22 protein-coding genes are annotated in these 26,799 nt (G+C 32.7%); 6 read left to right on the top strand and 16 right to left on the bottom strand.

Going from position 1 to position 26,799, the window contains the following annotated elements; genetic code table 11:
* Positions 1–676 precede the first annotated feature (676 nt).
* The 11 genes from ABD077_RS22630 to ABD077_RS22580 all read right to left on the bottom strand — a co-directional run bounded on the left by ABD077_RS22630 (position 677) and on the right by ABD077_RS22580 (position 16,245).
* Positions 677–1,375, bottom strand: a complete 699-nt coding sequence (locus ABD077_RS22630) for a LytR/AlgR family response regulator transcription factor (RefSeq protein ID WP_343914484.1) — start codon at positions 1,373–1,375, stop codon at positions 677–679.
* 59 nt (positions 1,376–1,434) lie between these two features.
* Complete coding sequence (locus tag ABD077_RS22625; RefSeq protein WP_343914483.1) at positions 1,435–2,460, bottom strand: sensor histidine kinase; 1,026 nt, start codon at positions 2,458–2,460, stop codon at positions 1,435–1,437.
* 261 nt (positions 2,461–2,721) lie between these two features.
* Positions 2,722–4,440 carry a serine hydrolase domain-containing protein gene (locus ABD077_RS22620; protein WP_343914482.1) on the bottom strand — a complete coding sequence of 573 codons (1,719 nt, stop codon included), beginning with the start codon at positions 4,438–4,440 and terminating at the stop codon, positions 2,722–2,724.
* A gap of 66 nt (positions 4,441–4,506) precedes the next feature.
* Positions 4,507–5,319: a helix-turn-helix domain-containing protein gene (locus ABD077_RS22615; protein ID WP_343914481.1), complete on the bottom strand. Its 813-nt coding sequence runs from the start codon at positions 5,317–5,319 to the stop codon at positions 4,507–4,509.
* A gap of 67 nt (positions 5,320–5,386) precedes the next feature.
* On the bottom strand, positions 5,387–5,923 hold the full coding sequence (locus ABD077_RS22610; RefSeq protein ID WP_343914480.1) for an SRPBCC family protein: 537 nt from the start codon (positions 5,921–5,923) through the stop codon (positions 5,387–5,389).
* A 178-nt stretch (positions 5,924–6,101) separates the two neighbouring features.
* Positions 6,102–8,015 (bottom strand): DUF1963 domain-containing protein, encoded by a 1,914-nt coding sequence (locus tag ABD077_RS22605; RefSeq protein ID WP_343914479.1) that lies wholly within the window; start codon positions 8,013–8,015, stop codon positions 6,102–6,104.
* An 8-nt stretch (positions 8,016–8,023) separates the two neighbouring features.
* Positions 8,024–8,842, bottom strand: a complete 819-nt coding sequence (locus ABD077_RS22600) for a M23 family metallopeptidase (protein WP_343914478.1) — start codon at positions 8,840–8,842, stop codon at positions 8,024–8,026.
* An 82-nt stretch (positions 8,843–8,924) separates the two neighbouring features.
* Positions 8,925–10,667 (bottom strand): TonB-dependent receptor, encoded by a 1,743-nt coding sequence (locus ABD077_RS22595; RefSeq protein ID WP_343914477.1) that lies wholly within the window; start codon positions 10,665–10,667, stop codon positions 8,925–8,927.
* A 27-nt stretch (positions 10,668–10,694) separates the two neighbouring features.
* Complete coding sequence (locus ABD077_RS22590) at positions 10,695–13,712, bottom strand: tetratricopeptide repeat protein (protein ID WP_343914476.1); 3,018 nt, start codon at positions 13,710–13,712, stop codon at positions 10,695–10,697.
* Between the two features lie 179 nt (positions 13,713–13,891).
* Positions 13,892–14,824, bottom strand: coding sequence for a hypothetical protein (locus tag ABD077_RS22585; protein ID WP_343914475.1), 933 nt, complete (start codon positions 14,822–14,824; stop codon positions 13,892–13,894).
* Complete coding sequence (locus ABD077_RS22580) at positions 14,824–16,245, bottom strand: MBOAT family O-acyltransferase (RefSeq protein WP_343914474.1); 1,422 nt, start codon at positions 16,243–16,245, stop codon at positions 14,824–14,826. Before ABD077_RS22580 ends, ABD077_RS22585 begins: the two co-directional genes overlap by 1 nt.
* 132 nt (positions 16,246–16,377) lie before the next feature.
* Between ABD077_RS22580 and ABD077_RS22575 the strand changes: the two genes are divergently transcribed.
* Genes ABD077_RS22575 through ABD077_RS22565 form a run of 3 tightly spaced genes read left to right on the top strand, consistent with a single transcriptional unit; the run spans position 16,378 to position 18,779 of the window.
* Positions 16,378–17,061, top strand: coding sequence for a cell division ATP-binding protein FtsE (locus tag ABD077_RS22575; RefSeq protein WP_343914473.1), 684 nt, complete (start codon positions 16,378–16,380; stop codon positions 17,059–17,061).
* Positions 17,062–17,064: 3 nt separating this feature from the next.
* On the top strand, positions 17,065–17,808 hold the full coding sequence (locus ABD077_RS22570) for a methyltransferase domain-containing protein (protein WP_343914472.1): 744 nt from the start codon (positions 17,065–17,067) through the stop codon (positions 17,806–17,808).
* The gene (locus tag ABD077_RS22565) at positions 17,808–18,779 is read left to right on the top strand and encodes a class I SAM-dependent methyltransferase (RefSeq protein ID WP_343914471.1); all 972 of its coding nucleotides are present in this window, start codon (positions 17,808–17,810) and stop codon (positions 18,777–18,779) included. The genes ABD077_RS22570 and ABD077_RS22565 overlap by 1 nt, the downstream gene beginning before the upstream one ends.
* A 14-nt stretch (positions 18,780–18,793) precedes the next feature.
* Here the strand turns inward: ABD077_RS22565 and ABD077_RS22560 are convergent, their stop codons facing one another.
* The gene (locus tag ABD077_RS22560) at positions 18,794–19,624 is read right to left on the bottom strand and encodes a 2OG-Fe(II) oxygenase (RefSeq protein WP_343914470.1); all 831 of its coding nucleotides are present in this window, start codon (positions 19,622–19,624) and stop codon (positions 18,794–18,796) included.
* A 59-nt stretch (positions 19,625–19,683) separates the two neighbouring features.
* On the opposite strand from ABD077_RS22560, the gene ABD077_RS22555 reads away from it, so the two are divergent.
* Together ABD077_RS22555 and ABD077_RS22550 are read left to right on the top strand one after the other, a co-directional pair.
* The gene (locus ABD077_RS22555) at positions 19,684–20,562 is read left to right on the top strand and encodes a glycosyltransferase family 2 protein (protein ID WP_343914469.1); all 879 of its coding nucleotides are present in this window, start codon (positions 19,684–19,686) and stop codon (positions 20,560–20,562) included.
* Entirely contained in the window at positions 20,562–21,512 is a 951-nt protein-coding gene (locus ABD077_RS22550) for a glycosyltransferase family 2 protein (protein WP_343914467.1), read from the top strand. Before ABD077_RS22555 ends, ABD077_RS22550 begins: the two co-directional genes overlap by 1 nt.
* Here the strand turns inward: ABD077_RS22550 and ABD077_RS22545 are convergent.
* Genes ABD077_RS22545 through ABD077_RS22530 form a run of 4 tightly spaced genes read right to left on the bottom strand, consistent with a single transcriptional unit; the run spans position 21,495 to position 25,434 of the window.
* On the bottom strand, positions 21,495–21,938 hold the full coding sequence (locus ABD077_RS22545) for a sugar 3,4-ketoisomerase (RefSeq protein ID WP_343914466.1): 444 nt from the start codon (positions 21,936–21,938) through the stop codon (positions 21,495–21,497). The genes ABD077_RS22550 and ABD077_RS22545 overlap by 18 nt on opposite strands.
* Positions 21,908–23,044, bottom strand: a complete 1,137-nt coding sequence (locus tag ABD077_RS22540; protein WP_343914465.1) for a glycosyltransferase — start codon at positions 23,042–23,044, stop codon at positions 21,908–21,910. Before ABD077_RS22540 ends, ABD077_RS22545 begins: the two co-directional genes overlap by 31 nt.
* Positions 23,022–24,311, bottom strand: coding sequence for an O-antigen translocase (locus tag ABD077_RS22535; protein WP_343914464.1), 1,290 nt, complete (start codon positions 24,309–24,311; stop codon positions 23,022–23,024). The genes ABD077_RS22540 and ABD077_RS22535 overlap by 23 nt, the downstream gene beginning before the upstream one ends.
* Before the next feature lies 1 nt (position 24,312).
* Positions 24,313–25,434, bottom strand: coding sequence for a DegT/DnrJ/EryC1/StrS family aminotransferase (locus tag ABD077_RS22530; protein WP_343914463.1), 1,122 nt, complete (start codon positions 25,432–25,434; stop codon positions 24,313–24,315).
* 178 nt (positions 25,435–25,612) lie between these two features.
* Between ABD077_RS22530 and ABD077_RS22525 the strand changes: the two genes are divergently transcribed.
* Positions 25,613–26,761 carry a glycosyltransferase gene (locus ABD077_RS22525; RefSeq protein WP_343914462.1) on the top strand — a complete coding sequence of 383 codons (1,149 nt, stop codon included), beginning with the start codon at positions 25,613–25,615 and terminating at the stop codon, positions 26,759–26,761.
* Positions 26,762–26,799 lie beyond the last annotated feature (38 nt).

Raw genomic sequence — 26,799 nt, 5'->3', positions numbered from 1 at the left:
ATGGTTATAAAACTTTACTATGCAAGACGGAGATATGTCTCTGCAAAAGCGGATTTTCTATCTGCAAAAGGTTTTGAGATTTATGAGAATTATCGTTGAGAATAAAAGCTATTCTCGATACCTTCTGGAGGCGGGCTAATTTTTCTACATCCCATTATGAAAAAATTACTCGAATGGAGACTATTTAGATATATAGCATATTAGTTTATAGCAAGCTATAAGTAATAAAAAATATAAAACACTAATTTTAAATCATTTACATTTTTTTTTGTTTTAAAAAACATCCTCACCCTTCCCAACGCGCTAACTCGCCCATCACTGTCATGACGTCGTTTCAAAGGAGAGGAGTCAAAGATCCCTCTTTAGAAGAGGGATTTAGGGAGATGTATTAGTTGTATTATTAAAACACTAATTTAAAAGAACTAAAAACACTACAAACTTTGCATTAACTAGAATACACATCAGCACTATACTATAAATTAATTATATATTTAGAAAGAGGTTTTCTAAAAAGTATGTAGAACTTGTATTTGTCAGTCTGACTCTCCTCCATAAACGGACAAGTGTCGAAGACAAATTAAAAATCAGCTGACTAAGAACTTCGACAAGCTCAGTTTGACAATAATATAGTATTTTAACTTAGAATTCAGCCTATTGAATATTAATCCACACAACCTTACCATTTACTGGTACTGATTTGCTGAAAAAAAGAAGCTTTATAGGTTTCGGAAATGGGAATGAGTTGTTCTCCGATTCGTATTCGGTTTCGTTCTATAGAATCAATTTTACTAATAGAAACCATATAGGACTTATGAACCCTACAAACTAAATTGGTAGGAATGATCTGCTCAAATTCTTTAAAGTTTTGCAGTGTCATAATTCTTTTATCTGGCATATGTATTCGGCGATAATCTCGCATTCCTTCGATATATAAAACATCTGCAAGATTGATTTTTTCTAATCGATTTTCTGTCTTTACAAAAATGAAATCTGGTTGTTGCTTTTGGGTTTTATTTTCTAGATTTTCCTGAGCTTTATTCACCGCTTGTAAAAACCTATTAAAAGTAAAAGGTTTTAATAGGTAGTCCGTAACATTAAGTTCAAAACTTTTTAAGGCATATTCCTGATAAGCAGTAGTCATAATTACTTCACTCGTAATCTTGGAGCTTTCTAACAGTTCAATACCCGATAATTCGTCCATATTGATATCCAGGAAGATTACATCTACGGTATTTGCTTTTAAAAAAGCGAGACCATCTAATGCATTGTCAAAAGTAGCAGCAACATTGAGAAAAGGAATTTTCTCTGCAAATTCTTTAGTTCTCTCAAGTGCTAAAGGTTCGTCTTCGATAATAATGCATGAATATGGTGTCATTCGTGATTCAATTCTTTAAAATTTACTCGATAATCGAGTTTTAGATGCTACTCAATAGTTTACTCGGTGATTATCAAACGTACTTTATATTCTTCTTTTTCTTTTACGATAGCTAAAGTGTGTTTTTCGGGATACAGCAGTGCCAACCTTTTTTCGATCAGTGCATTTCCTAATCCATGATTCATATGCGTTACTTTCCTATTGGAATTGAACTTGTTCGCACACTCAAACCGAATACTTCCTTCTTCTATAAAGATATGAATCGTAATGGCATTGTCGATTTTTTTATTAGAAGTATGTTTAAAAGCATTTTCAATAAAAGGAAGAAAAACCATCGGAGCAATTTCTTTACACTTTGGTGAACCTGTTATCTGATAATTGATATAGCGCTCATTGGCCGTTCTTATCTTTTGCAGTGCTAAGTACTTTTCGATATACTCCAGTTCTTTGGTGAGCAAAATTTTGTCTGTTTTGGTCTCAAAGAGCATAAAACGCATGATATCTGATAATTTGTTTAAGTAATTGGAAGCTTCTTCTGCATTTTTAAGAATCAGAATATCAATATTATTAAGGGTATTGAATAAAAAATGAGGATCTAGCTGTGATTTTACCAAAGCCATTTCCATTTCATGATTTTTTTGCTTCAGTGCTTCTTTTACTTTTAATTCTTCATACCAAGTAATAAATCCTTTGGTCACTAATGCGATCACTCCAACGATAAAACTGACAAAAGAAATAAACACGATACCTACGGTAACCGATTCCTGAGCTTCTGTTAAACTCTCCTTTCCCAGGAATACATAGATCAATACATTTCCGATGAAGGCTGCGCCAATCGAGAAAACAAAAGCATATATGATCGACAGTAGTATCCTTTTTTCTTGAATTTTGGGGAATACCAAAAAATAAAATGAGTAATAAGAAATAACGGATGGAACTATCGAAAAATAAAAAGATCGCACCATCATTTGCTCCACAATTTCATTGCCTTCACTTGCTACTGAGAGATATACCAGAATAATTGTTAATACTAAATAGCATAACCAAAATCCAATTTGTAATCCAATAATGATTGACTTCTTCACGATGAACAGCTATAAGTTTACTCGATAATAGAGATCTAAATGTTCTAGGTTTGCCTATACATCTACATCTTTTTCAATCCAACTCTTTATGGTCTTACCACTGAGGTGAATTACTACTACAAAAATCATCTTTTAATTTATAACTATAAATTATATTCTGCAAAGTGGCAGTATTTGTCTGCAAAATTGGAAATAAGGAGTTTGTATATTATTCTATATCTCTCTTCATCATTATACTTTGAGAACTCTTGTGTGTTTCACTTATTCTATGATCGCTGGTAGGATAAATTTTTGTAAAAGATCTCTTGGGTGGTTTCCTTTTCTGTTTCTGAAATTTCCGGAAGTAACCACTATCACCGTTTCTAATGCTGGTACGATAAAAATGAACTGTCCACCAGCTCCTCTGGCTTCGAAGGTTTCAATGCTTTTTCCTTTTACTTCATACACATCATGCCACCATAAATACCCATATTGATTTTTGTCATTTGTATCCTGTAATCTCCTGTATTTACCAAAGGATTCTTGCACCCATTTTTCAGAAATAATCTGTTGTCCTTTCCATGTTCCTTTGTTCAGATATAACTGTCCAAACTTTAATAAATCTCTTGGTGTTAGCAACATTCCGCCACCAAAATATGGAATGCTTTCGGTATCATCGGTCTGATTGATATAGTTTCTGATGCCAAGTGGTGCAAATAACTTCTCATCCATATAATTTTCTAATGGCATATTCAACCGTTCATGTAAACAAACTCCCAGTAAAAAAGGATTTGCAGATCCATAATCGGCATAGCTTCCTGGTTCTTTCACCATTGGAGCTTCTAATACTGTTTGTAACCAACTATTAGGATTACTTGGATTCTGATAGGTATTCTCTGAAGCTTCTTTATTTACTGCTAAACCACTGCTCATTGTTAGTAAATCTTGTAGCGTTATCTTAGCTTTTAAAGGATCTTTGGTATACTGAAACTTTTCGGGAATAAAATCATATAGCTTTTGGTCTACTCCTTTAATAATTTGATCATCTATCGCAATCCCGATCATGGCAGACGAAATACTCTTGGATGCGGATCGCAAATCATGTGGAATGCCTTCATTAAAACCTTTGAAATAGGTTTCAAAAACTAAAGTATCTCTCTTGGCAATAAGAACACTATGAGTAAATATTTGTTCTTCTTTACGGATATCCTGGATAAGTGTTTCTAACGTACTAGTATTTATTCCAAAATCTTTGCAATTGGCAGTAGCCCAACCATCTTCTAATTGCTTTGGTGTATCTGTATTTTGTACTTGTGGTATTGGATGCTGCGAATATTCCCAACCATCTTTGGCAAAGGTTAAAGTAGTTTTGGTTAAAACTACATCTGTTAATAAAATTTCTAGTTCGATGTTATCTATCAATAGTTTTGCTCTAAAATTAAAACCAGTATTACCATCGGTAAATGACAATATGTTTCCTTCTTTTTTAAAATCTTTGGTCCAGGCACCTCTAAACCGTTGATCTCCAAAGAAAGGATAGGCAGCGATGTTGCTACTCTCGGTATGTTCTACATATAAATCGATATCATCGGATTGCAAACTATTGTTAATCATAAATGGATTCCAATCTGCTTCGTATCGATTTTTTGCAGTTTTATGAAATCTAGTTCTGTACAAAAACTTTCCACTTTTGATAAAACCAACCAATGCTTTTCCATCTTCTTCATACTCCAACTCAAAAAACAATTGCTGATTTATATTTAATTGAACACCTTCCGTGCTAGTCGATGTTAGTTTTTTATCAATGATTGTTTGATCATTTGTAATGGTAAGATTGTAGGTATTAGTTTCCGACTTTTCTAGGGTTACTTTGAAGTTGAAGGTGTTTTTGTTAGGCAAATGCCCTACCCATTCGCCTTGATAATTCTTTTTAGGACTTTGTGCGCAACTCATTAAAGCAGTGCATACGATAAAAACTAAAATTGTGAAGTGTTTGTACATAAATGTAAAAGTTTTGAGCAACAAATGTATTGCATCACCAACTTTAGAAATTGTATGAAATTAACATCAGGAGTTTTTTATAATTTTCTTTCGATAATGACTCGGATTCATGTCGAAATGTGATTTGAAGACACGATTAAAGTGACTTTGATCAGAAAAGCCTGCTTCATAAGTGATTTCTGTTAATGAATTAGAGGTGTTTAATAATAGTGGAATCGCTTTTTTTAGTTTCTGCTGTCTTATATATTTTCCCAAACTCATGGAAAGGTATTTGGGCGCTGCTCTAGAAATATGGACTGGATGAACATTCAGTTCTTTGGACAAATACTCCAAGGATAAAGGAGTACCATCATAATGTAGGAGTTCTTTTAGATGACGTACCCAATCTGGATGTTTCAGCGCTTCCATTTGTTTTACATCGCTCAACGCATCACACACCTGAACTAGTAATAATTCTACTGACACATCGCTAAAGGTATCTGACAGGATAAATTCGCGATAAATTTCTGCAAAAAGAAAATGTAATTTTGGATTATGAATCAGTTGGCTACCTTCCCAAACCTCTAAAGAGATCCCATGCTTGTGGAGCCAGTTTTTTTCAAACTCTAGATGAAATCCACTCGCGTTGGACGAATGTTTAGAACCAAAATGTGGTTCTTGCCAATTGTTAAACATCAAACTACCCGAAGGACAGAGCGTCTTTACCCTTTTATTACAGTCCTTCATGTCTCCTTCTAACACATACATGAAATATGGGTTTTCATGATAATGCCAATCCGTTCGTTCTGCTGTGTAGTCATATCGCGATAACAAAACACCATTGAATGAAATTTCAGAATTTTGTTTTCCGTAATATGTGCCTTTGGTTAATATTCTCAAATTCCGTAATTACTTTATGATCCTATTTTCTTATGAATGTAAGGTTACTTTTGATAATTCTAATGTACTATTCTAAAGCGTAATCCTTGGTGTTATCATCGATAAGTTTTTTAAGCGCGGCTAAGTTTTTATCCTCTTGTTCTTTCATACCACCTTTCATCAAAGCGATCATGGATTTAGCCATCAGACTGTTTCCTTTTATCACTGATTTAGAAGTTATGGTAGTCTTACCATTATCCTCATCAAAAGACATTTCATACTCCATATCCATAAAATCCATAGAAAAAACCATTGCCATAAGTTCATTGGGTTTCATAGCGGTAATGGTTTCTGTCATCATCATTTCTTCTCCCCTTTCATCAATGTAAACGTTAGAAACCGCAGCTACCGTATTAGGTGTGCCACTTACATGTTCTGTTCTTATAAAACCCTCGATCCATTTAGGTAGATTAGATTCATCAGACATTACGGCCCAAGATTCGTTTGCTGGTTTATTGACAACGATTTCATTTTCGTAAGAAACGGAAGAAGTAAAAAGTCCTATTCCAAAAAAGATCAATACGATTACGACTACTGCGATCAGTAGATATTTTAGATATTTCATAATGTTATGTATTGGTTAGTGGTTGTGATATGTATAAGAAAGATTCTCTTTATAAATATACTAATTTTCTGGAAGTTTCTAATATGGTAATTTAAGGGTTGGTACCTAAGTTTTAGATTAATTTATCATTACTCAATCACGTCTAGTGAGAATTCTTCTCACTAACCAAAGACAACACTTAACTACTCTCTATACTACTGCTAATATTGGAAAAGTTCTGAATAGCTAGATCTTTTTTATGAATGCAATAGGTTAGTGTACCTGCATCCCAAAAACTAAACTCTCCAACACTTTCCATATTTAATAACACCATCCACTCTGAAGGTTCTCCTCCAAATTTGGCTGCTGCAATTTCCTGTGGTGATTCATGTTGTGTAAATACAGAACTATGTATACTATGAGAAGCTAATTGAATATGACCATTATCAAAAGCTAACGGTGTGTTTATCTTATCTTCTAATTGTTCTATATACTCTTCTAACAATTCCATGCGATCGTATGCTTCATCTGAATCATCTTGAAATAAGAATGCATATTTCGGAAAACGTTCTTCGCCATGATTCATGGAATTATAAACATTAGGAATACTTATCGCATTTTGAAACTTTAAAGCCACCGCATTTCTAGGATTTCCATCAAAATCGCTATCGGTAAACTTAGTATCTTGATCGTAAGAAGTACTAACCAGTTCTTGATCACTTTCTGCATATAATACAATTGGATGCTGTGCGTATTCCTCGTCGTTCACAAAAAAATACAGCATTCCTTTTCTTGGTAAATAAGACTGAAAAGAAGCTGCCTCTTCGCAATTAATCTGTGCATGAAAAATATAAAAATTACCATTTTTATTAGTAGGATGCTCCCACTCTTTTGGTAAATCTGGAGTTCCTCCAACTTTCGAAGCGCCAATTGTAATTTCTTTTCTTGCAATATCAGGTATTAAATAGGTAGCTATGGAACTATATTCCAAAATTAGATCTTTAAACGACACCAATTCTGGAATATCAAGGATTATTTTTTCCAGATATTGCTTTTCGTTAGGATACCTAGATAAATCATATAAAGCTTCGTCAATCCCGTTTGGGTTTTTACTTTTATAATTTGTATCCTGATATAGTTTTCTATGTTTACGATCGATTTTTACGCTAAAAATATTATTAAGGCTTTTGGGTAGTTCTTTAAACCTATTACCAACAATATTTAGTTCTTTTAGATTAGGTAATAGACCAATATTTTCAGGTAGCGACGTAAGTTGATTATACTCAAAATTTATGTTAGAAAGTTGTTCTAACTCACATATGTTATCAGGTAGTGTAACCAAGTTTCCAGATCTTATTATTAATTCTTCTAATTTAGATAACTGTTCTATTTTCTCCGAAACTTCACCAATTGTATTATTATAAAACTGAATGGTATGCAATTCTTTTAGCTCAAAAAATGCGTCTGGAAGTATTTTAAAATCAAACTGCGCTTGTCCTCCTACCCACAGGCTTTCCAGATTTTTATAACCCAATACTTCTTCCGGAAATTCTTTAAACGTTCCTTTTCCGATATGAAGTGCATAAACTTCTTCAGGATCTTTTTCTCTAGCCTGATCTAAAGTGTATTTTCCTCTTTTGGGAAGTAATTTTTTGGGTTCAAAAGACTTTATAACTTCTACTGGAATACTTGGTTTTTCATCACCATAAGAATTTCTGAATTCTCCTTTTATAGCGACATACCCTTCTTGAATATCGATAGTTCCATGAAACCGAATAGGTTCTGGAAAACCATAGGTTTCGAAACCTGTGGCATTGTTACCATACGGACAAACAATTTGTGTATTGTAAGCGCCACTTTCTACTTCCAGATCATAATAAGTAACCATACGTAAGTAATCAATATGACGAAGATTATCGAAATATGGATCACTCAACATTCCGTTATGCATCTGATCTGTAATGGTAAGTGATGGCGTGAGCAGACTAATTCTTAGCTTTCCTTTCCTAACAAATATTTCTGTATTAAGAGCTCCTTTGGTGAATATTGTTCCTACTGTTGGGTGATTCGCAAATCCAACATCGATGTTATTTATCTTAAAATACTCTTTCATAATTTATACTAATACGATTTACGATACATTTTTCCCTCCTCCAATTGGGTAAATTCTTTTCCGTTCCCGATCAGAAACTTTGTGGGTAAAGTTTCTCGATCATTAAACCGTTGTAGAAAAACAATAAAATGCAGGTGTGGACCTGTAGACCAACCTACGTTACCACTAAATCCAATATGTTGTCCTTTTTTTATGAGATCTCCAGGAGCTACTATAGCGCCATCTTTTTTGATATGTGTATATTCTGCAAATGTGCCATCGGAGTGATACACCAAAATGTAATTATTAAATCTGGCGCAATCTTCTCCTGTACATGTCTTGTTAAAACTCTGCTCTACCAAAACAACCTTACCTTCTCTGGCTGCATAAATTGGAGTGCCAATTGGCATTCTAAAATCTAATGCATTTTCATTATGATGTGAAATGGTACCATTATACCCTTGCGTAACCATATGCTCCGTTCCCTTCTTAAAAGGAAGATGATATGCATAATCGGTATCATAGTCTTCTTGCAAGTGATCTCCATGGTTATAGCGTACACTAAAACCTAAGCGCAATGCTTTTTTTCTATCCACCACCGTAAGATCTGCAATATAAAATTGCGTAGTTTGCTCTGGGACTTCTATAATCTTAATATCCCCAATACTAGAAGTAAGATTTTCGATCTTAAAATCAATCTCTACAGAAACCGGACAAAACTCACCATTATCAGCTAGAATTTTATATCCATCATCCGTTTCCTGATAATATACTTTAAAATTTTCCTGTGAAAAAACTGTTATCCAACATAACGACAGTATCCAAAAAACTACATGCTTCCTATTCATCTCTTTTCCAATTACCAACTTAAAGTACTGTTTTTATTTGGAAATTGCTAATAAAGAATTTTTGTTTTAAAGAATTATTAGATCAATAATTAAACTTATAGGTAATTCCTCCTAATACCTGGATTCCCTGTACAGGAAAGTTTGCCCAGCGTTCGTAATTCTGACCTGCCAAGTTATTACCTTTTACAAAAACTGATAGTTTCTCATTAAATCGATACCCTAAATTTACATTAGCATCAAAATAACTATTTAGGGTCACAGTTGCTTCGGGTGTTGGTGCCGCAAAAGGCACTGCAGTATTAATATCTTTTCGTTCTCCAACATAAAACATTTGTGCTCCTGCAAACCATTGATCTGTGATCTGATAATCTAACAATACGGATGCTTTTAATTCTGGCAAATTCCAAGCCTCTTGTTCATCATCTGTATTGTAATTATAATATTCTCCGGTAATGCCTAGTTTAAATTTCTTGTTGATATTAAAATTCAATTCTCCATATCCACTTAAAGTCAGGATATCATCGTATCGGTATGAAAAAGAATTACCAAAATCGAACCCTTCTAATTGTACAACTTCTGGTCTGTTGTTTACGAATAAAGGTTTATCATTTTCCGAAGCATAACCTCCTCTGAAATTGTAACTTACTACATCCGATATTTTTCCTTTGAAACCTACATAAGCATCAAATTGGTTATGTGTAGTGGTTAAAAATAGTGTTGGTGAGACATAAGGATTTGCCTGTACGGCATCTCTATACGTGTTTTGTTGTAGCCCTCCTTCTAAACCTCCATAAGCAATAACCGTCTCGTCTAGTAATCTATACGATGCAGTTACTTTTGGATAAATAAAGAAATCATTATCATTATTCTGGCTATCGATACTAAAAAATACTGCCGCACCTAGATTTAAAGTTAAATTATCTCGTAATACAACCAAACTTGGTTGAACTCCTAGATTTAGGATACTAAAATCATTTGGCGTTTGTAATGCTAGGTTTAAAGGTCTATCAAATCCACCTCCTAAATAATCAATAATAAAATCTGTAGTTACTAATTCGTCTACGATTTCAAACTCGAAAGTAGGTTTAAAAATGGCATGATGTTCTACAGTACTGGTAGCGTCTCCAAAATAGCGATAGTTTAGAGAAGCTCTCTTAAAATATAGGTCATCGAATTGCAATTTACACCCCAACTTGGCCCCAAAATAATTCTGTTGAGGGTCAATTGCATCAATTTGTGCTTGTGTCAATACAGGAATATCAGGCAACCCATACCAATTATATAACTGGTGCTCGGCACCTACTTCTATCCCGTATGTAAAATCTTTTGTACGTGATGTATAATTTAAATCTAAAAACGTATTGTAAAACTTATCATCCAATACGACATCTTCTATTCCTCCTTGCGAAGAATTATGATGTAAATACAAACCAATATTATCTGTTCTATTTAACTGAAAATTGCTGTAAAACTCGGCCAATACGGATGTAAAATTTCCAAAACCTAAGGTCGCATAATTATCATATAACGGTATTTTTTTAGGCTTATCGATATTAGCAGCTCTTCCTTTTGCTGGTGAAAAGGTAGAGGCAACCGGAACCGAAAAAATACTATATCGTAATTGCTTTTTCTTTTGTGTAACAGAGTCGTCTAAAATTGGAGTAGATTTTACCTTAAACGCATCACTTATCGTTGGCGTATATGTTTTTACGATCACTACTCGTTCTGTTTCTATAGTCTCTTCTTCTTCCTGTGCAAATAATGATGAAATACTACAAGCAATTACGCAGGTAAAAGAAAATAATTTCTTAATATATCTAGACATAAATGGAAAATCGTTTATAACTGATTATTATTGTTCGGTTTTGATGGATGAATTTGTTTTTGCCTCCTCAGCTTTGATCTTTTTGAGTTCTGATCTTGCCTCGGAAATTACATCGGGATAGTCGACAAAGTTTTTGATCACACTTTCTAAAATATAGGTTGCCTGGTAGGCATCTTCTAATCCATAGAAATTCTTAGCCATTAAGACCAAACCTTTAGCTCCGTATAATTTGTATCCCGAAAAATCTTTTGCTAATTTTTGTACTGTTTCATTAGACCCTTTATAATCTCCTTCTTTATTTTTAAAATAAGCATCATAGTACAACGCTTCTGCTGCTAATTCTCCAGTGGCGATTTTTCTAACTTCGGCATAGGCTCTTTTGGCTCTGGCATCATCAGCAGTTTGTAGTGCTGCTCTGGCAATAAAAATCTGCGCATCACTTTTGACATCATTCTGAATTTTAGGATTTTCTAATACCTTTTCTGCATAAGCAATCGTCTCCTGATAATGCACTAACTGATAATGTGATTTCATAAGATTCGACTGCGCAAAAATGATATTCTGTGGAAAATCGGCATCTTTTTCCAATCTTTCTAAGACTGGAATAGCTTTTTCATAGCTTCGGTTTTCTAAATGTATCTGAGATAATCGTGCCAACGCTTGCTCCGTAAATTCTGTTCGTTCTTTTTGTAATACATACTCATAATGCGGAATAGTTGCTTGCTTATCTCCTTTTTTGTAAAATAATTGTGCCAGATAAAAATGACTTTTTAACGCATGAATCCCAGTTGGAAACTCATCCAAATATTTTTGAAATCCTGCAATCGCAGCATTATCATTATTCTCTAAATACTGCTTTTCCGCAGCTTCATATGAAGTATTATCTAAATCTGCATCGGTTACATCTACAAAACTCAAGCCTTTTACCCAACTAGAATACTCATCTGTTCTCCCCAAATCCACATAAATTAATCTAGCCGTATTTACTGCCTGAATCGCTTCTTCGGTTCCTGGGTAGTCTGCTACTACTCGTTTAAATTTATACAGCGCTTTATTACCTTGGTCTCCATTATAATAGATCAACCCTTGTTTTAGCAATGCTTTAGGCACATAAGAACTTCTTGGAATCTCTCTAATCAATTTATCATATGCATCAATACCTCTTTGAGTTTTGTTTTCCGCTACATATGTGTTCCCAAGTGCAAACATAGCATCATCGCGATATGTTGATCTGGTATACTTTTTTAGAAACATTTCCAAATCACTGATTTTCTTATCATTCTTTTTCACAAATCCATAGCTAATCGCCTTCTGATAATGTGCATAATCAGCATCTGCTCCTCCTTTTTTAATGGCTTTGTTATAAGCTTCCATCGCAGGCCAATATTTACTAGAAATAAAATGACTATCTCCTAATCGTAAGTAGGTATCAGTCAATCGAACTTCGTCTATTCCATTATTTTTAGCATAGCTATCAAAAGAATTTGCCGCTTGTGGGTATTGCTTTAATTTAAAATAAGTGTATCCAATATTATAATCTATATCATTATTTTCATTCGTACCAGCACTACCTTCTTGTCCTTTGAACTGTTTAAACCCGATGAGTGCTTCTTCAAAATTACCTTGCAAATAATCACATTCAGACTTCCAATAGATAGCTTTGGCAGTGTATTTAGGATCGGTTTGTTGTGCTAAAGACTTATCAAAATACTTTTTTGCTTCGGCATAATTGGCTTCGTTATACAGTTCTACTCCTCTTAAAAAGGCAACTTTTTGATATACTACCTTATCCTCGAAATTACGACTACCTTCCAATAGATCCATCGCTTCTTTGTAATTTTTAGAAGTGATGTAAGAGCTGATTAATAATTCTTGAATCTCATCTTTGAACTCTGAATTTGGATACGCTTCTGCATATGACAAAAGTACTTTAGAAGGACTCTCATAAGAGTTTCCGATTTCATAGCTCAACTTGGCATAATTATACAATGCATCTTCTTTTATTTTTGCTTCGAAATCCATTTCTGAAGCATTTTTGAATGCATTTAATGCTTGCTGCTTTTGATCTGACTTAAGATACGATTCTGCCAAATGATAATATGCGTTCTGTGCGGTCGCATTGCGCCCATCGACAATCTTATTAAATTCTGAAATCGCATTCTGATAATCGCCTCCTTTATAATAAGCGTACCCTAACTGGTAATAATCTGTATTATTCCATTTTCCTTTTCTTCCTTTATAGGCTTTTAGGTGTGGGATGGCTTTATCATACTCGCCAAGATTAAAATAACTCTCTCCTATAATCTTGTGAAGTTCCGATTTTTCGGAAGGTTTCGATCTAGGCAATTGACTTAATCCATCATTAATCGCCTCTTGAAATTTTCCAGATTTAAAATTCATATCACTCTGGAAGTACGACAAGTTTTTATTGTATTTATCTAAGTCCTTCACCTCATCAAAAAGCTTGTCTGCTTCCTGATAATTATCTCCTTCGTAAGCAATAAAACCTAAGTAATATTTTGCTTGTGCTCCATACTCATCTGTTTCTTCTACCTGAGTCAAGAACTTTTTGGCTTCATTAAAACGTTGAATTTTAAAATAAGCGTACCCATTATTAAAATTGAACTTTTCTTTTTCAGAACGGCTCATATTACCCTGATCCACTTTATCGTACCATTTACGTGCATAAGCATATTTTCCGTTATCGAAATAATAATTAGCAACATCTAAATAGGCTGCGTTACGTTTGATACTGGTTGGATATTGCACCACAAACTCCTCCATGAGATCATCTGCTCCTTTTTGATTTAACCAAACAGCACAGTTGGCAATGTAGTACGTACATTCTGCATCGATATTTTCATCATCTACAGCATCTCTTACCTTATCAAACAGATTTTGAGCAGCCAAAAACTGTTTGTTATTATACAATTCTAGTGCTTGATTGTAAAGCACTAATTCATTAGTGTAAATTGCTGATTGCTGAGCAGAAATCTTTGAAGATAGGATTGCTACAAAAAGCATCAAAGTGATGTATTTGTTCATGTAATTATTTCTTTTAACGTTTAGAACCTGACAACTACCAGCGCTCATGTTTAATAGAAATTTCAAGGTTTCCCTTGACCAAATTTTCTTAAAGTAAATATCGTTTCCCGCGAATAAATTTTGTGTTAAAGATACCCTAATCTTCATACTAATAACGAAATATTTTAAAGATAATTACATCAACGATCATTTTTTGATGTAGATATTAATTGATTTATAATTTGGGTGTATTTTTTTGCTCCTTTATGATTTAAATGATCTGGGTCGTAAAAATCTGAATCTTCTATCCTGTAGTCTTGGCGTAGGTTAATATATCGAACATTTTCATTGTCATTCTCTAGTACTTTACATGAATTGGTAACCTTTTCTAATTTATCTGGATTCAAATACGATACGTATCCATGATATACTGGCATATCTACGATATATACATTACAATTTTTCTTTTTACAAGCATCAATGATTGCTTGTAGCCGACCTATATTTTCACTAAAATCGAATAAAAAATCTTCATGTCGCTTTGCAGCTCCCCAACTTTCGACATCTAATGATTGTCCGTTGGTACTATCATAATAATCACCCCAACCCTTAGCATCACATCCTATGATCGTACCTTCATCGAGATATGCATGCACTAAAGAAATGGATTTATTGAGTCGTCTGGTTAATGCTAAACTATATTGTTTCACATCCCAAGGAGAGATGATAGGTATTTCTAAATCCATTTGATTTTGGTAAAAATATTTACGCCATATCTCTCCTTTTGTATTTTTTAATTTACTTAAACTATAGTACCCAACAGTAATGATTACATTTTGAAGATTAGGTAAACTGTCTTCGTGTTTTTCAAAAAGTAATTGATCCATATACAGACTCTGACTGATATTAGCCAGATTCAATGTTTCTGTATCTATATAAGAAGGATTAACACCGAAAAAAGCATGGGAATCTCCCAAAATCAACGTCTCAATTTCGTTGTATCGTTCCTTTATGATCTTATGCTTATAGGTGTAATTAGAAGGCACCGTTCTATAGAACCATTCTAGGGCTCCCCAAACGATTGCAATAGGAATAAAAAAAACGAGTATTTTTCTTAGAAAAACCTTCATCATTAAAATTGAAAATAAATAAAGGTTTGTAGATTACCTCCAAAATACAGCACTAAAAACACTACGGCATAATAAATAGAATACCGAATTGATTTCGAAAATATATGCCGAATATCTAACAGGTGTTCTCTTCTTTTCTGGAGCCATTCTATCAGCATATATCCTATTAAGAATAACAAAAACCATTTATTTCCCTGAGGTAAAGAAAATAATGAAGTAGAAAAGATTCTTTGTAGGTATTGAAAAGCTTCCGTTATTGTTTCGGCTCTAAAAAACACCCAAGCTATCGTTACAATAAAAAATGTAATTCCTATGCCAAGTAAATCTAAGAAGATAGATTTCTGAGTCTGCAAAAAAGCTTTAATTCTCGAATGTTTTAGCAAAAAGATCGTAAGGATTAAGAATATTCCATGTATCAATCCCCACGCTAAAAACGTAAGATTAGCACCATGCCATAAGCCACTTACCACAAAAACGATCAAAATATTATCAATTAATCTAATATTAGAAACTCGATTTCCACCTAAAGGGATATATACATAGTCTCTAAACCAAGAGGATAGCGAAATGTGCCATCTTCTCCAAAACTCTATCAAATTCTTTGATAAATAGGGAAAATTGAAGTTCTTCATTAAATCAAACCCTAAAAGTCTTGCTGTTCCTATAGCGATATCAGAATAACCCGAGAAATCTCCATAAATCTGAAATCCAAAAAATATAGCTCCACAAAACAGCGTACTTCCAGAATACTCCGTATAATTTTCGAACAGATTATTCACGATTAACGCACAATTATCTGCAATTACCATTTTTTTAAATAACCCGCCTAAAATGAGTTGCAATCCATCTACACTTTTTTCTATATTGAATATTCTTCGCCTTTTAAACTGTGGAAGAAGATTAGAAGCCCGTTCGATAGGACCAGCAACAAGCTGAGGAAAAAAAGAAACAAAGGCAAAAAAAGAGATCACATCATCGGTTGGCTCTATTCGTTTACGATACACATCGATTGTATAACTTAATGTTTGAAACGTATAAAAGCTAATTCCTACAGGAAGTACTAATTGTAGAGATGTATAAGAAATTGGTTTCCCGAATAACAAAAAGGCATCCACAAACGTTTCTAAAAAGAAATCAAAATATTTAAAAACGAACAATACTCCCAGATTACAAAAAACACTAATTCCAAAAAGCATTTTTCTTTGAATTCCAATACTGTTTTTAAGTCTTCTGGCAACTAAAAAATCAATAATAGAACTTAAAAAAATTAAGGATAAAAAACGCCAATCCCAGAAAGCATAAAAAATATAGCTGGTAATAAGAAGAAATACATTTTGAATCTTAATACTGCTATTAAACACAAACCAATACAGTGTAAAAACGATTGGAAAGAATAACGCAAAATCGACCGTGTTAAATTGCAAAATGTATACGCATATAAATTCTTTGGGAAAATTAGTCAAAATCAACGTGGATAAAAAAACATTTTTAATAAATACAATATTCCATAAACTTTATACTTTTACTAAATATTACTAAACTAAGAATTTCATCATATGTCTAATCCTGTTTTAAGTCTTAAAAACGCTTCTATCTATCAACGAGAAAATCTCATCTTATCTGATGTAAATGTAGAAGTGAACAAAGGTGATTTTGTATATCTCATCGGAAAAACTGGAACTGGAAAAAGTAGTTTTATGAAAACGCTTTATGGAGACATTCCTCTTATTGAAGGTGAAGGTAGTATCGTTGATTTTGATTTAAGTACCTTAAAAGAAAGTCAAATACCTTTTTTAAGAAGAAAACTAGGGATTGTCTTTCAGGATTTTAAATTACTAAATGATAGAACTGTAAAAGAGAATCTATTATTTGTGCTTAAGGCAACTGGATGGAATGACCAAAAAGCAATGGATAGTAAAATTGATGATGTATTAGATAAAGTAGGAATGAAAACAAAAGATTTTAAGTTCCCATATCAATTATCTGGAGGAGAACAGCAACGTATTGCTATTGCTCGTGCATTACTTAATGATCCCGAATTAATTTTGGCAGATGAGCCTACTGGTAATCTAGATCCGCAAACCTCTGTAGAGGTTATGGAAGTTTTGCAGGATATCAATAAAAATGGTAATACCATATTAATGGCTACACACGATTACGCATTGCTATTAAAATATCCTTCGAAAACCCTAAAATGTGAAGGCAATAAGGTTTTTGAAGTTGTGCAACGAAAGGGATAGTGTATGTATGAGCGTGTTAAAAAAGTTCTCAAAAAAATCATCCCCAAAGATCTTTTATTTCGGTATGAAGAAAAAATTCGATTCCCTTTTGCAATACAATATTATGGTAGAAACCATGTGTGTAATATCTGCAATGCTCATCTTAGAAAATTTATTATTTTAGATACCGGAGAAAAAATATGCCCTTACTGCGGTAGTTTATCCAGAACCAGAAGGCTTTATAAAATATTATTAGACAGATTTGATTTAAAAGGAAATATATTACACTTCTCTCCTTCCAGATCGTTATATAGAAGACTGAAAAAGAATAAAAGTATATCATACTTTAGTACAGATTTTGAAAGTGAGTTTATCGCAGATTTTCAATATGATATCACTGCTATTTCTGTAGAAGACAATCTCTTCGATTTTATCATCTGTTATCACATTTTAGAGCATATAGAAAATGATAAAAAAGCAATGAGTGAGTTGTATCGTGTTCTAAAACCGAACGGAATATTATTAATTCAAACCCCTTTTAAAGATGGTGAGATCTATGAAGATCTGAACATCAAAGATCCTAATGAACGATTACATCATTTTGGACAAGAAGATCATGTACGCGTATATTCTGTAGAAGGATTAAAAAATAGATTAAAAGAAAGTAATTTTACAAACATCCAATCGTTAGAATTTACTAGTGATAGTACCAATCCATCTGCGAACGGTTTACTTACAGAAGAAACCATATTAGAAGTCACCAAATAATGCGTTTAATTACTCTTGATGATATTATAGAAACCTATACCAAGTTTAGACAACGTGGCTTACCATTTATCATGTCTAAACTAAATCTAAATGCTATCAAAAGAACAAAAAGTGCGTTTAACGAATTAGATATCTCTTCGGCAAATTGGTGGATTATTCCTAAAGTACAAAAACGCTGGAATCTGCTAATCACGGGAGATCCTAACTTAGAATATGAGGACTTCGTGATGCAAAATTATTTAAACGAACGAAAAGATTTAAAAATGCTTTCCCTAGGAAGCGGTATTTGTAGTCATGAACTTACGTTTGCTGGTTATGATAATTTTAAAGAAATCTTATGTTTAGATATTAATGAAGTCCTATTCGATCAAGCTCGAAAAATAGCTCATGATAAAGGATTGAAGTCTATTAATTTTCAGATTCAGGATTTATATAATTATGAATTCCCAGAAAATTATTTCGATATAGTTCTTTTTCATGCTTCTTTACATCATTTTAAAGATATTGAAAACCTTGTAGGCAAGAAGATAAAGAAAACTTTAAAAAGTGATGGAAAGTTAATTATCAATGAATTTGTTGGTGCTGATCGATTACAATTTCCGAAACATCAAATAATAGCAACAAACATTGCATTACAATCGATTCCTAAATCGTATAGAAAAAGGTTTAAATTAAATATTTATAAAAATAAATTTTATGGTTCCGGTATGATACGGATGATTTTGGCAGATCCATCTGAATGTGTAGATTCTTCGCAAATTATACCATCTATTCATAAACATTATAAGACAATTTATGAAGCTTCATATGGAGGCAACCTATTACCTAATGTACTGAAAGATATTGCACATCATTTTGTTACTTTAAATGATGAAAAAGAACAGATATTAGATGGACTTTTTGAATATGAGGATACTTACATAAAAACACATTCTAGTGATTTTGTCTTTGGTATTTATCAAAATACTTAGAATATATCTTCTTCTTAAGAATCTTCTTTTTTATATACATGTGGATTTTCTCGAATTCCTTTTTTAAATATTTTACGAACTCCCATACGTATAGAAGAATCCAATTTTAGTATTTTATCTCTGAAAAACTGACCTGGTCTACCTCTAAATGTAGTTACATGAAAATCTCCTTTGGAACCTACAGGAGTAGTTGAAAAATAATAATTAGAAACACAACATCGAACTTGATCCTTTGTAACTTTACTTACAGAATGCCAAGAAGTTTTGTGAGTAGTCATAACAACTAATCTATTAAAGCTCGAATTTACGGTAATAGGAGTTGCTTTAAGTCCATTAGGCCATAATTCTAAATTTCCTCCATTATCCATTTCCCATCCTGGTGTAACATAATATAACAAATTAAGTACACGCCATAATTCCACATCCTTATCATGAGAGTTGTCCAAATGCGGATTCAAATAATTCCCTTTGCCCATCATAGAGATACCACCAGCGTACAAGTTTTCATCAGGTACAACATCGGTATATCTACAAATCTTAGCAATAAAATCAACAATTCTTTGATCCTGAAAAGCAAATATCACTTCTTCCAATAGCGGATGATATTTATTCATCTGAGCTGCTACATACTTGTACTCTCTAATACTTCGTTTGACTTTTACATCTTTTTTTAGAGGAAACTTCTCAAAAACTTCTTTCGCTATAGTATCCGGAAGTAGATCATCAATATAGAAATACCCTATTTGTTGACTTGTTTGGTCAAAATGCTTTTTTAAAACTTCTTCATTATCTTTGAGCTTTAAAAGAATTAATTCAGCAATTTTATCTCTGGTAAGGTAATTCATTAATCCCAATTACAAATTTGCCCTAAAAATAATTATAAACTTCTAGTAAAGCATCCATAATGTTGTCAATTTTGATCCCTGTTTATAATTATAACACAATTACACTAGTTCAAGAACTATATAAACAGGTTTCTGATTGCAATATTGCTTTTGAAATACTGGTACTAGATGATCATTCGATTTTTTTCTTAGAGGAAAACAATGCCATTAATAAATTAACTGGATGCACTTATCAAATATTACCCAAAAATATAGGGCGAAGTGCAATTAGAAACTTACTAGCTTCAAAAGCTACTTTTGATCATCTTTTATTTATTGATGCAGGTACTTTTCCTTCCAAACACAATTTTATTAAAGGGTATTTAAAAAATATCCATCATAAAGTAGTAACCGGAGGAATGACATATCTTCCTAAACCTCCTGAAAAACCTTACAAATTGCGATGGGTGTATACAAAAAAACGAGAAGCTGTAATTAAAAAACAAAATGACAAAAGACCTATTGTATGTTCTTCAAATTTTCTAATTCAAAAAGAGGTATTTGATAAGGTTCTATTTGATGAATCTCTTACAAAATATGGTTGTGAAGATGTCGTGTTTTTTGATACAATTATTCAAAAAGGCTTCACCATTGAATATATTGAAAACCCTGTGATTCATGATGCAAATGATGATGCTGAAACTTTTATTATTAAGACTGAATATGCTGTTGAAAATTTAATCCAATTAATCAATAAGAATAAACTTACTCCTGATCGATATAAAGTATCTAGATTGTACTATTTACTTCGCAAAATACATTTGGATAAATTAGTCAAATGGGTATTTCTCACTTTTAAGGGCAGTCTTACAAGAAACCTAAAATCATCTAATCCATCTATTTTATGTTATGATTTTTATCGTTTAGGTTATTTTTGCTTTATCAAAAACAAAAAATAGTGCCGTTTTTCTCAATCATCGTTCCTCTTTATAACAAAGCAGATAGCATTGCCGCCACATTAGATTCTGTTTTTCTTCAGACATACGATGATTATGAACTTATTATCATCAATGATGGATCCACTGACCATAGTGAAAAGATTGTAAAGCAATATGCTGACAAACGGATAAAATATTATGCAACTCTTAATCAAGGAGTTTCTAAAACACGAAATTTAGGAATAGAAAAAGCATCAGGTACCCTTATAGCCTTTTTAGATGCTGACGATTTTTGGTACCCAAATCATCTCGAAATACTTTCGAAACTATATCAAACCTATCCTGAGGCTGGAATATTTGCTACTTCTTACGAAAAAAGATATAGTCCCATTGCTATTTTTCCTGCCAATTTTAAAAATATAGATTCAATTGGTCAAACTTTCCAATTAGTAGAAGATTTTTTTCATTCTAATATCATCGATGCAATTATATGGACTTCGGCATGTGCTGTTCCCAAAAAAGTACTGGATGATATAGGCGTTTTTGACACTACGATCACTCATGGAGCAGGAGAAGATACTGATCTTTGGATTAGGATCGCTTTAGCACATGAAGTTGCCCTTGCTACCTATATCACAGCTACGTATCACCTAGATGCTACCAATAGAATTTCTAAAACGGATACACTTAAAAGAAAATTTTTAGATTTCGAAAAATTTAAACAGGAAGAAATAAGCAATATAAGTCTTAAAAAATATTTAGACCAAAACAGGTACGCAATATCGTTACTCTATAAAGCTGCTGGCGATCACAAAACTGCTAGAAAATATAAGGATGGTATTGATCTTCGAAATTTAAGTACCAAGCAGAAAATATTATTATACAGTCCGAAGAATCTTTATCTTTTTATAAGGTCAATTAAAAACAAAATACTTCTAAATGCAGGTATTAAATTATCTGCTTTTGAATAATTTGAATTTTTCAAAATCCCTTATGTAATCATCTTCCTTAAAAACTTCTGAAGCAATAACCAAACAAACAGCACCCGAAGAAAAGTTTTCTAATTCTCTCCATATCCCAGGTTTGATCAATAAACCTTTATTTGGTTTATTAAGAGTAACCTTTTTTGGGTTTGTCCCATCATGTAAAATCACATCAAAACTACCACTGATAGCGATAAGAAATTGATATAATTCTTTATGGGCATGCCCTCCTCTAGTTGCATCACTTGGCACATCATACAAATAGTATACCCTTTTAGCATCAAAAGGAATTACTTCTTTTTCTATGACCGCAATAGTACCTCTGGGATCCTTAATATTGCGGATTTCCATAATCAAACAGTCATTAACCATATTGGTTACTTTTATATTTTCGGAGGAAGTATTGCTTGCCATTGCGGTGCGATATTTTCAATTTTAAACTTTGTTACACTCTTTTTTGTTCCTTCTACACACTGATTATAAAACTCTTCATCCTCTATCATTTTGTTCAGAGCATTCTTGTACGATTCTTGATCTTTAAACGGCACTAATATACCATTATCCCCTGTAACCACGATTTCAGAAGGCCCCGACTTACAGTCTACGGATACAACAGGTGTTCCCATAGCTAACGATTCTACCAAAACCATTGGAAAACCTTCATAGTTACTAGTTAAAGTAGCAAAAAGAGCTTTTTTAATATAAGGAAATGGATTATCTGAAAAACCTAAAAAGATGATGTTTTCTTCCATCTTACACGAACGTACAAGATTTTGTATCATCTCTTTATCTGGTCCATCACCCATGATGTAGAGCTTTACTCCTTTTTGTGGTAATCGAGAAGTTGTATATGATTGGATTAAGAATTTATAATTTTTTGATTCATCAGTAATTCTCCCATAAGATAATATATATGGCTCAGATGGAACCTTTACCTCTTCATCTGCTAAGTTATTCCAGTATTCTTCATCAAAAGCATTATAGATACATCTCCCCTTTTGAAGTTGATACTTCTTTTTAAAATGGAGTACTGATTCTTTGGACACGCCCACCAATTCATATGAATTCTGGTATAGCTTTTTTCCTAAAAAAGAACTATTAGGAAAATAACTACTAAGGTTATAATTATGTACTACGAAGATCGTATCCGTTTTCTGATACACAAATGTATTTATGAACCATTGCCTAAACCAGCTTGGTCTAGGAGCAGCATCGATGATATAATCAAACTTGTTTTTACTGATCAGTTTTCTACTAATCACAAATTTATCCCATCTTTTGCGCAATCCTTTCCGTGTAGCTGTAAGTTTCTCTAGATTAACTAAATCACCTTTATAGTTATATACAACATGATCTAAAATACTCACGATTGTAATATCATACCCGATATCCGATAACATTCTGGATAGTATAGCACTGGAACGCTCTGCCCCGCCAATCCCAAGAGAAGAAACCATAATACATATTCTTATTTTACGTTCTGTCTCCATTTCTATATCAAATACTTCTATCCGGTCCAAAAAATGATTTTCTAAAAACTACTATCAATAACAGAAAATAGAAAATATAATTGCAACAATGCGCTATCGAAGCTCCTACGAAACCATATTTATTAATTAAAAATACACTAACCAGATATAAAAACGTAAGTGAAATTAGTTCGGTGATGATGTAATACCAAAACATTCGCTTTGCCAGAAACTGATATGCAATTACTAAAGAAGCTATTTTAAAAATATCACCCAATAGCTGCCAAAGAAATAATGGCTCCATCACTTCAAATTCCTGTGAAAACAAAATTTTAATAATCACATTTCTTAAAACATAAATCACTAAAAAAACAGCTCCAAAAACTGGCAAGATTATTTTATAGAAACTGATCACTTCTGTCTTAAAACCTTTACTCCTTTTTATCTCTGTTAATTTTGGTAATAGATATATGGTAAGCAGTGTTGTAATAAATAACATGTATTGTGCACTGATATTTTGTATTGCTTCCCAATATCCCGCCTCTGCCACACCTTCATTATAGATAATATGGTTTCGGATTTTAATTAAAATCGCAGGTAATGCTGTTGTTGAGATTAAGGCCATAATAGCATAAGAACTCAACTTTATCATATATTTTTTAGACGGTTTATCGAAGCTAACAAAATCCAAAAGCTCTTTACGATATAAAATTATTGTAATAAATAATGAAACTGCGGGATTTATAATAATTGCCCAAAAAGCACCTTCTAAGCTATATTTCCATACCATAAAAACGGTAATCAACAATCCAATAATACTAGCGATAATATTAATCACTATGTACACTTTATATTTGGAATTGCCATTAATGATGGCGAGACATAGCATATTAACCGTATAAAAAGGTAATGCGATAGCCACTCCTTTGAATACAAATTCATATGAATATTTGGTGCCAAAAACCAGATTATTCCAAAAAAACGGATCTATATACAACCAGATAGAAAGAAAAATAGTAACCAAGAAACATAATACAAAAGAAGTAGACAACACCATCTTCAATTCTTCTTTATCATCCTTAAAATCCGCAACATATTTTACGATTCCATTATATAAGCCTACAGTTCCGGCTGATTGAATAGAAGTAAGTACATTTCTCAAATTTCCCATTAATGCTAACCCTTCTGGGCCTAAAATAACGGCAACGATTTTTAAACTTATCATACCAGTAATCATCTTTACGGCCACACCGACAGCATTAAAAGAACTAACTTTAATTAATACGTTGTTTTTAAGCTTATGAAAATAGGAGTTCACGCTATTGGTATTGATTTAATACTTGTACGATATAATCAATTTCATGGGTTTCTAAGCTCACATTAAGAGGAATACTCACTACTTCATTATGAATTCTTTCGGTAATGGGTAAAGAGAGTCCAGAAAACTCCTGTATTGCGCGTTGTTTATGAGGTGGAATTGGGTAATGAATATGATAACCTACTCCTGATTCTTCTAAATAATTGCAGAAGTCCTTTCGGTTCTCTACTCGTACCACAAAAAGGTGAAAAACATGGTTATTGGATTGATCCCAGAATGGAAGCTTAATTTTTTCGTTTTTTATTTCGGAAAGGTAACGTTTGGCAATCGATCTTCTGCATGTATTATCCTCTGCAAGATATGTCAGCTTTTCCAATAAAAAGGCAGCCTGCAATTCGTCTAATCTAGAATTTACACCAGCGTATTCATTTCGATATTTTTCTGAAGAACCATAATTACCTAGACATCTAATAGTATAAGCTAGCTCCTTATCGTTTGTGGTTATTGCACCTGCATCACCTAACGCTCCAAGGTTTTTTGCAGGATAAAAACTAAAAGCAGATGCATGAAATAAACTACCAGCTACTTTTGTATCATTATGTTGAGCGCCATGAGCCTGGGCCGCATCATCAATTACCAATACATTATGTTGTTCAGCTATTCTTTTAATTGCTTCTATATTTGCTAACTGACCATATAAATGAGTTGGGATAATCGCTTTGGTCTTATAAGTTATATATTTTTCTAGTTGCTTTACATCTAAATTAAAAGTATGCTCATCTGGTTCCACTAATACTGGAGTCAGTCCAGCATATTTAACCGACAATATCGTTGCTATAAAAGTGTTCGCTGCAATAATTACCTCATCACCTATGCGCAATTTACCTAATTCGATATACGCCTTTAGTATAATAGTTAGTGCATCTAACCCATTACCAACTCCTATACAATAATCTACTCCACAGGATGTAGCAAAAGACTTCTCGAACATCTCAACGTAAGGACCTTTGATGTAAATACCAGTATCTAGGAAATTCGCAAAAACACTTTTAAATTGTTCATGATAACGCTTATTGATCTTAGGTAAATCTAAAAACGGAATTGATAGTTTAGCGTTTGTCATTATCTAAAAAGTATGAAACCACTTTTATTACTTCTTAGCAAAATAATTTGGTAGGCTTTCTGTTTTTTTATTAAAGTATTAAAAATACCTTTACGGCAAAGATATTTGTTTTTATGTAAGCCCATAAAAATGGAGTGTTTTTTTTAATATCTTCTTTTACAGAATGAACTCGATATAAATGAAAATATTGTTAGTTGGAGAATATAGTCGATTACACAATTCGCTAAAAGAAGGGTTGTTAAAAAATGGTCATGAAGTGACAATTATTGGTCATGGAGATTTCTTTAAAAAGTATCCTATAGATATCAATATCGATGGAACTTTCACAAAGAAGAATTTCTTCCTAAATAAGGTTAGGCATTTACTCTTTTTAATTTTTAAAATTGATCTTGCATCGGTAGAAACACTTATTAAGTTTAATAAAAATAAAGGGATCCTGAAGAATTATGACTATGTTCAATTAATTAATGAAACTCCATTTAATATTGGAAACTATTTTGAAAAGAAGTTATTAAAATTTCTTTTCGAGAATAATAATCATGTATACTTATTAGCTTGTGGTGATGACTATCGGTATATTTCTTATTCTCTGGCAGGAAATTTTCCCTATAGCACATTAAGCCCCTTACTAAAAAATCCAGGACTCAAAAAAGAATATCGGTATACACTTAGAGCAGTATCTAAAGAGCAAAAAAAAATACACGATTATGTATTTAAGTATATAAAAGGGGTTATTCCAGTAAGTGTAGAATACAACATGGCCTACAGAAATACTAATAAGGCATTACCCATGATTCCGAATCCAGTAAATAGTGATTTGATTAAAATGCAAGAACTAAATCTTGATAAAATCAAAATATTACATGGCATAAACAGCTCTAACTACTTGAAAAAAGGAAATCGCTATTTTGAAGAAGCACTAGAAATTATTTCGAAAAAATATAACCACAAAGTAGAAATCATCACTACAAAAGATCTACCCTATAATGAATACATCAAACATTTATTATCTGCTCATATTATCTTAGACCAGGCACAAGCACATGACCAAGGATATAATGCACTAGAAGCTATGGCAATGGGAAAAGTTATTTTTACCGGTGCTGGAGAAGATTTTAGAAAGCACTACGATTTAAAAAATAAAATCGTAGCTATCGATACATCTCCGGACAGTGCTAAAATTGCTAAAAACCTTGAAGAACTAATCCTAAATCCAGAAAAAATTATTGAAATAGGTAAAAACGCGAGAAAATTTATTGAAGAAGAACATCACTATAAGGAGATAGCAAAAAAATATGTGGACGCTTGGAAAGAACATAGCTGTTAAAATCAATACATCCGTAGATAAACAAAAGCTACTTCTAT

Origin of the sequence: Aquimarina litoralis (genome assembly GCF_039523995.1) — a bacterium.
Classification (GTDB): domain Bacteria; phylum Bacteroidota; class Bacteroidia; order Flavobacteriales; family Flavobacteriaceae; genus Aquimarina; species Aquimarina litoralis.
This window is presented reverse-complemented; position numbering and strand designations above follow the sequence as displayed.

Bases quoted from the DNA above. Each gene is read 5' to 3' on its own strand.
- ABD077_RS22630 (WP_343914484.1), bottom strand. From the start codon at position 1,375: ATGACACCATATTCATGCATTATTATCGAAGACGAACCTTTAGCACTT.
- ABD077_RS22620 (WP_343914482.1), bottom strand. From the start codon at position 4,440: ATGTACAAACACTTCACAATTTTAGTTTTTATCGTATGCACTGCTTTA.
- ABD077_RS22610 (WP_343914480.1), bottom strand. From the start codon at position 5,923: ATGAAATATCTAAAATATCTACTGATCGCAGTAGTCGTAATCGTATTG.
- ABD077_RS22605 (WP_343914479.1), bottom strand. From the start codon at position 8,015: ATGAAAGAGTATTTTAAGATAAATAACATCGATGTTGGATTTGCGAAT.
- ABD077_RS22600 (WP_343914478.1), bottom strand. From the start codon at position 8,842: ATGAATAGGAAGCATGTAGTTTTTTGGATACTGTCGTTATGTTGGATA.
- ABD077_RS22595 (WP_343914477.1), bottom strand. From the start codon at position 10,667: ATGTCTAGATATATTAAGAAATTATTTTCTTTTACCTGCGTAATTGCT.
- ABD077_RS22590 (WP_343914476.1), bottom strand. From the start codon at position 13,712: ATGAACAAATACATCACTTTGATGCTTTTTGTAGCAATCCTATCTTCA.
- ABD077_RS22585 (WP_343914475.1), bottom strand. From the start codon at position 14,824: ATGATGAAGGTTTTTCTAAGAAAAATACTCGTTTTTTTTATTCCTATT.
- ABD077_RS22575 (WP_343914473.1), top strand. From the start codon at position 16,378: ATGTCTAATCCTGTTTTAAGTCTTAAAAACGCTTCTATCTATCAACGA.
- ABD077_RS22570 (WP_343914472.1), top strand. From the start codon at position 17,065: ATGTATGAGCGTGTTAAAAAAGTTCTCAAAAAAATCATCCCCAAAGAT.
- ABD077_RS22565 (WP_343914471.1), top strand. From the start codon at position 17,808: ATGCGTTTAATTACTCTTGATGATATTATAGAAACCTATACCAAGTTT.
- ABD077_RS22560 (WP_343914470.1), bottom strand. From the start codon at position 19,624: ATGAATTACCTTACCAGAGATAAAATTGCTGAATTAATTCTTTTAAAG.
- ABD077_RS22555 (WP_343914469.1), top strand. From the start codon at position 19,684: ATGTTGTCAATTTTGATCCCTGTTTATAATTATAACACAATTACACTA.
- ABD077_RS22545 (WP_343914466.1), bottom strand. From the start codon at position 21,938: ATGGCAAGCAATACTTCCTCCGAAAATATAAAAGTAACCAATATGGTT.
- ABD077_RS22530 (WP_343914463.1), bottom strand. From the start codon at position 25,434: ATGACAAACGCTAAACTATCAATTCCGTTTTTAGATTTACCTAAGATC.
- ABD077_RS22525 (WP_343914462.1), top strand. From the start codon at position 25,613: ATGAAAATATTGTTAGTTGGAGAATATAGTCGATTACACAATTCGCTA.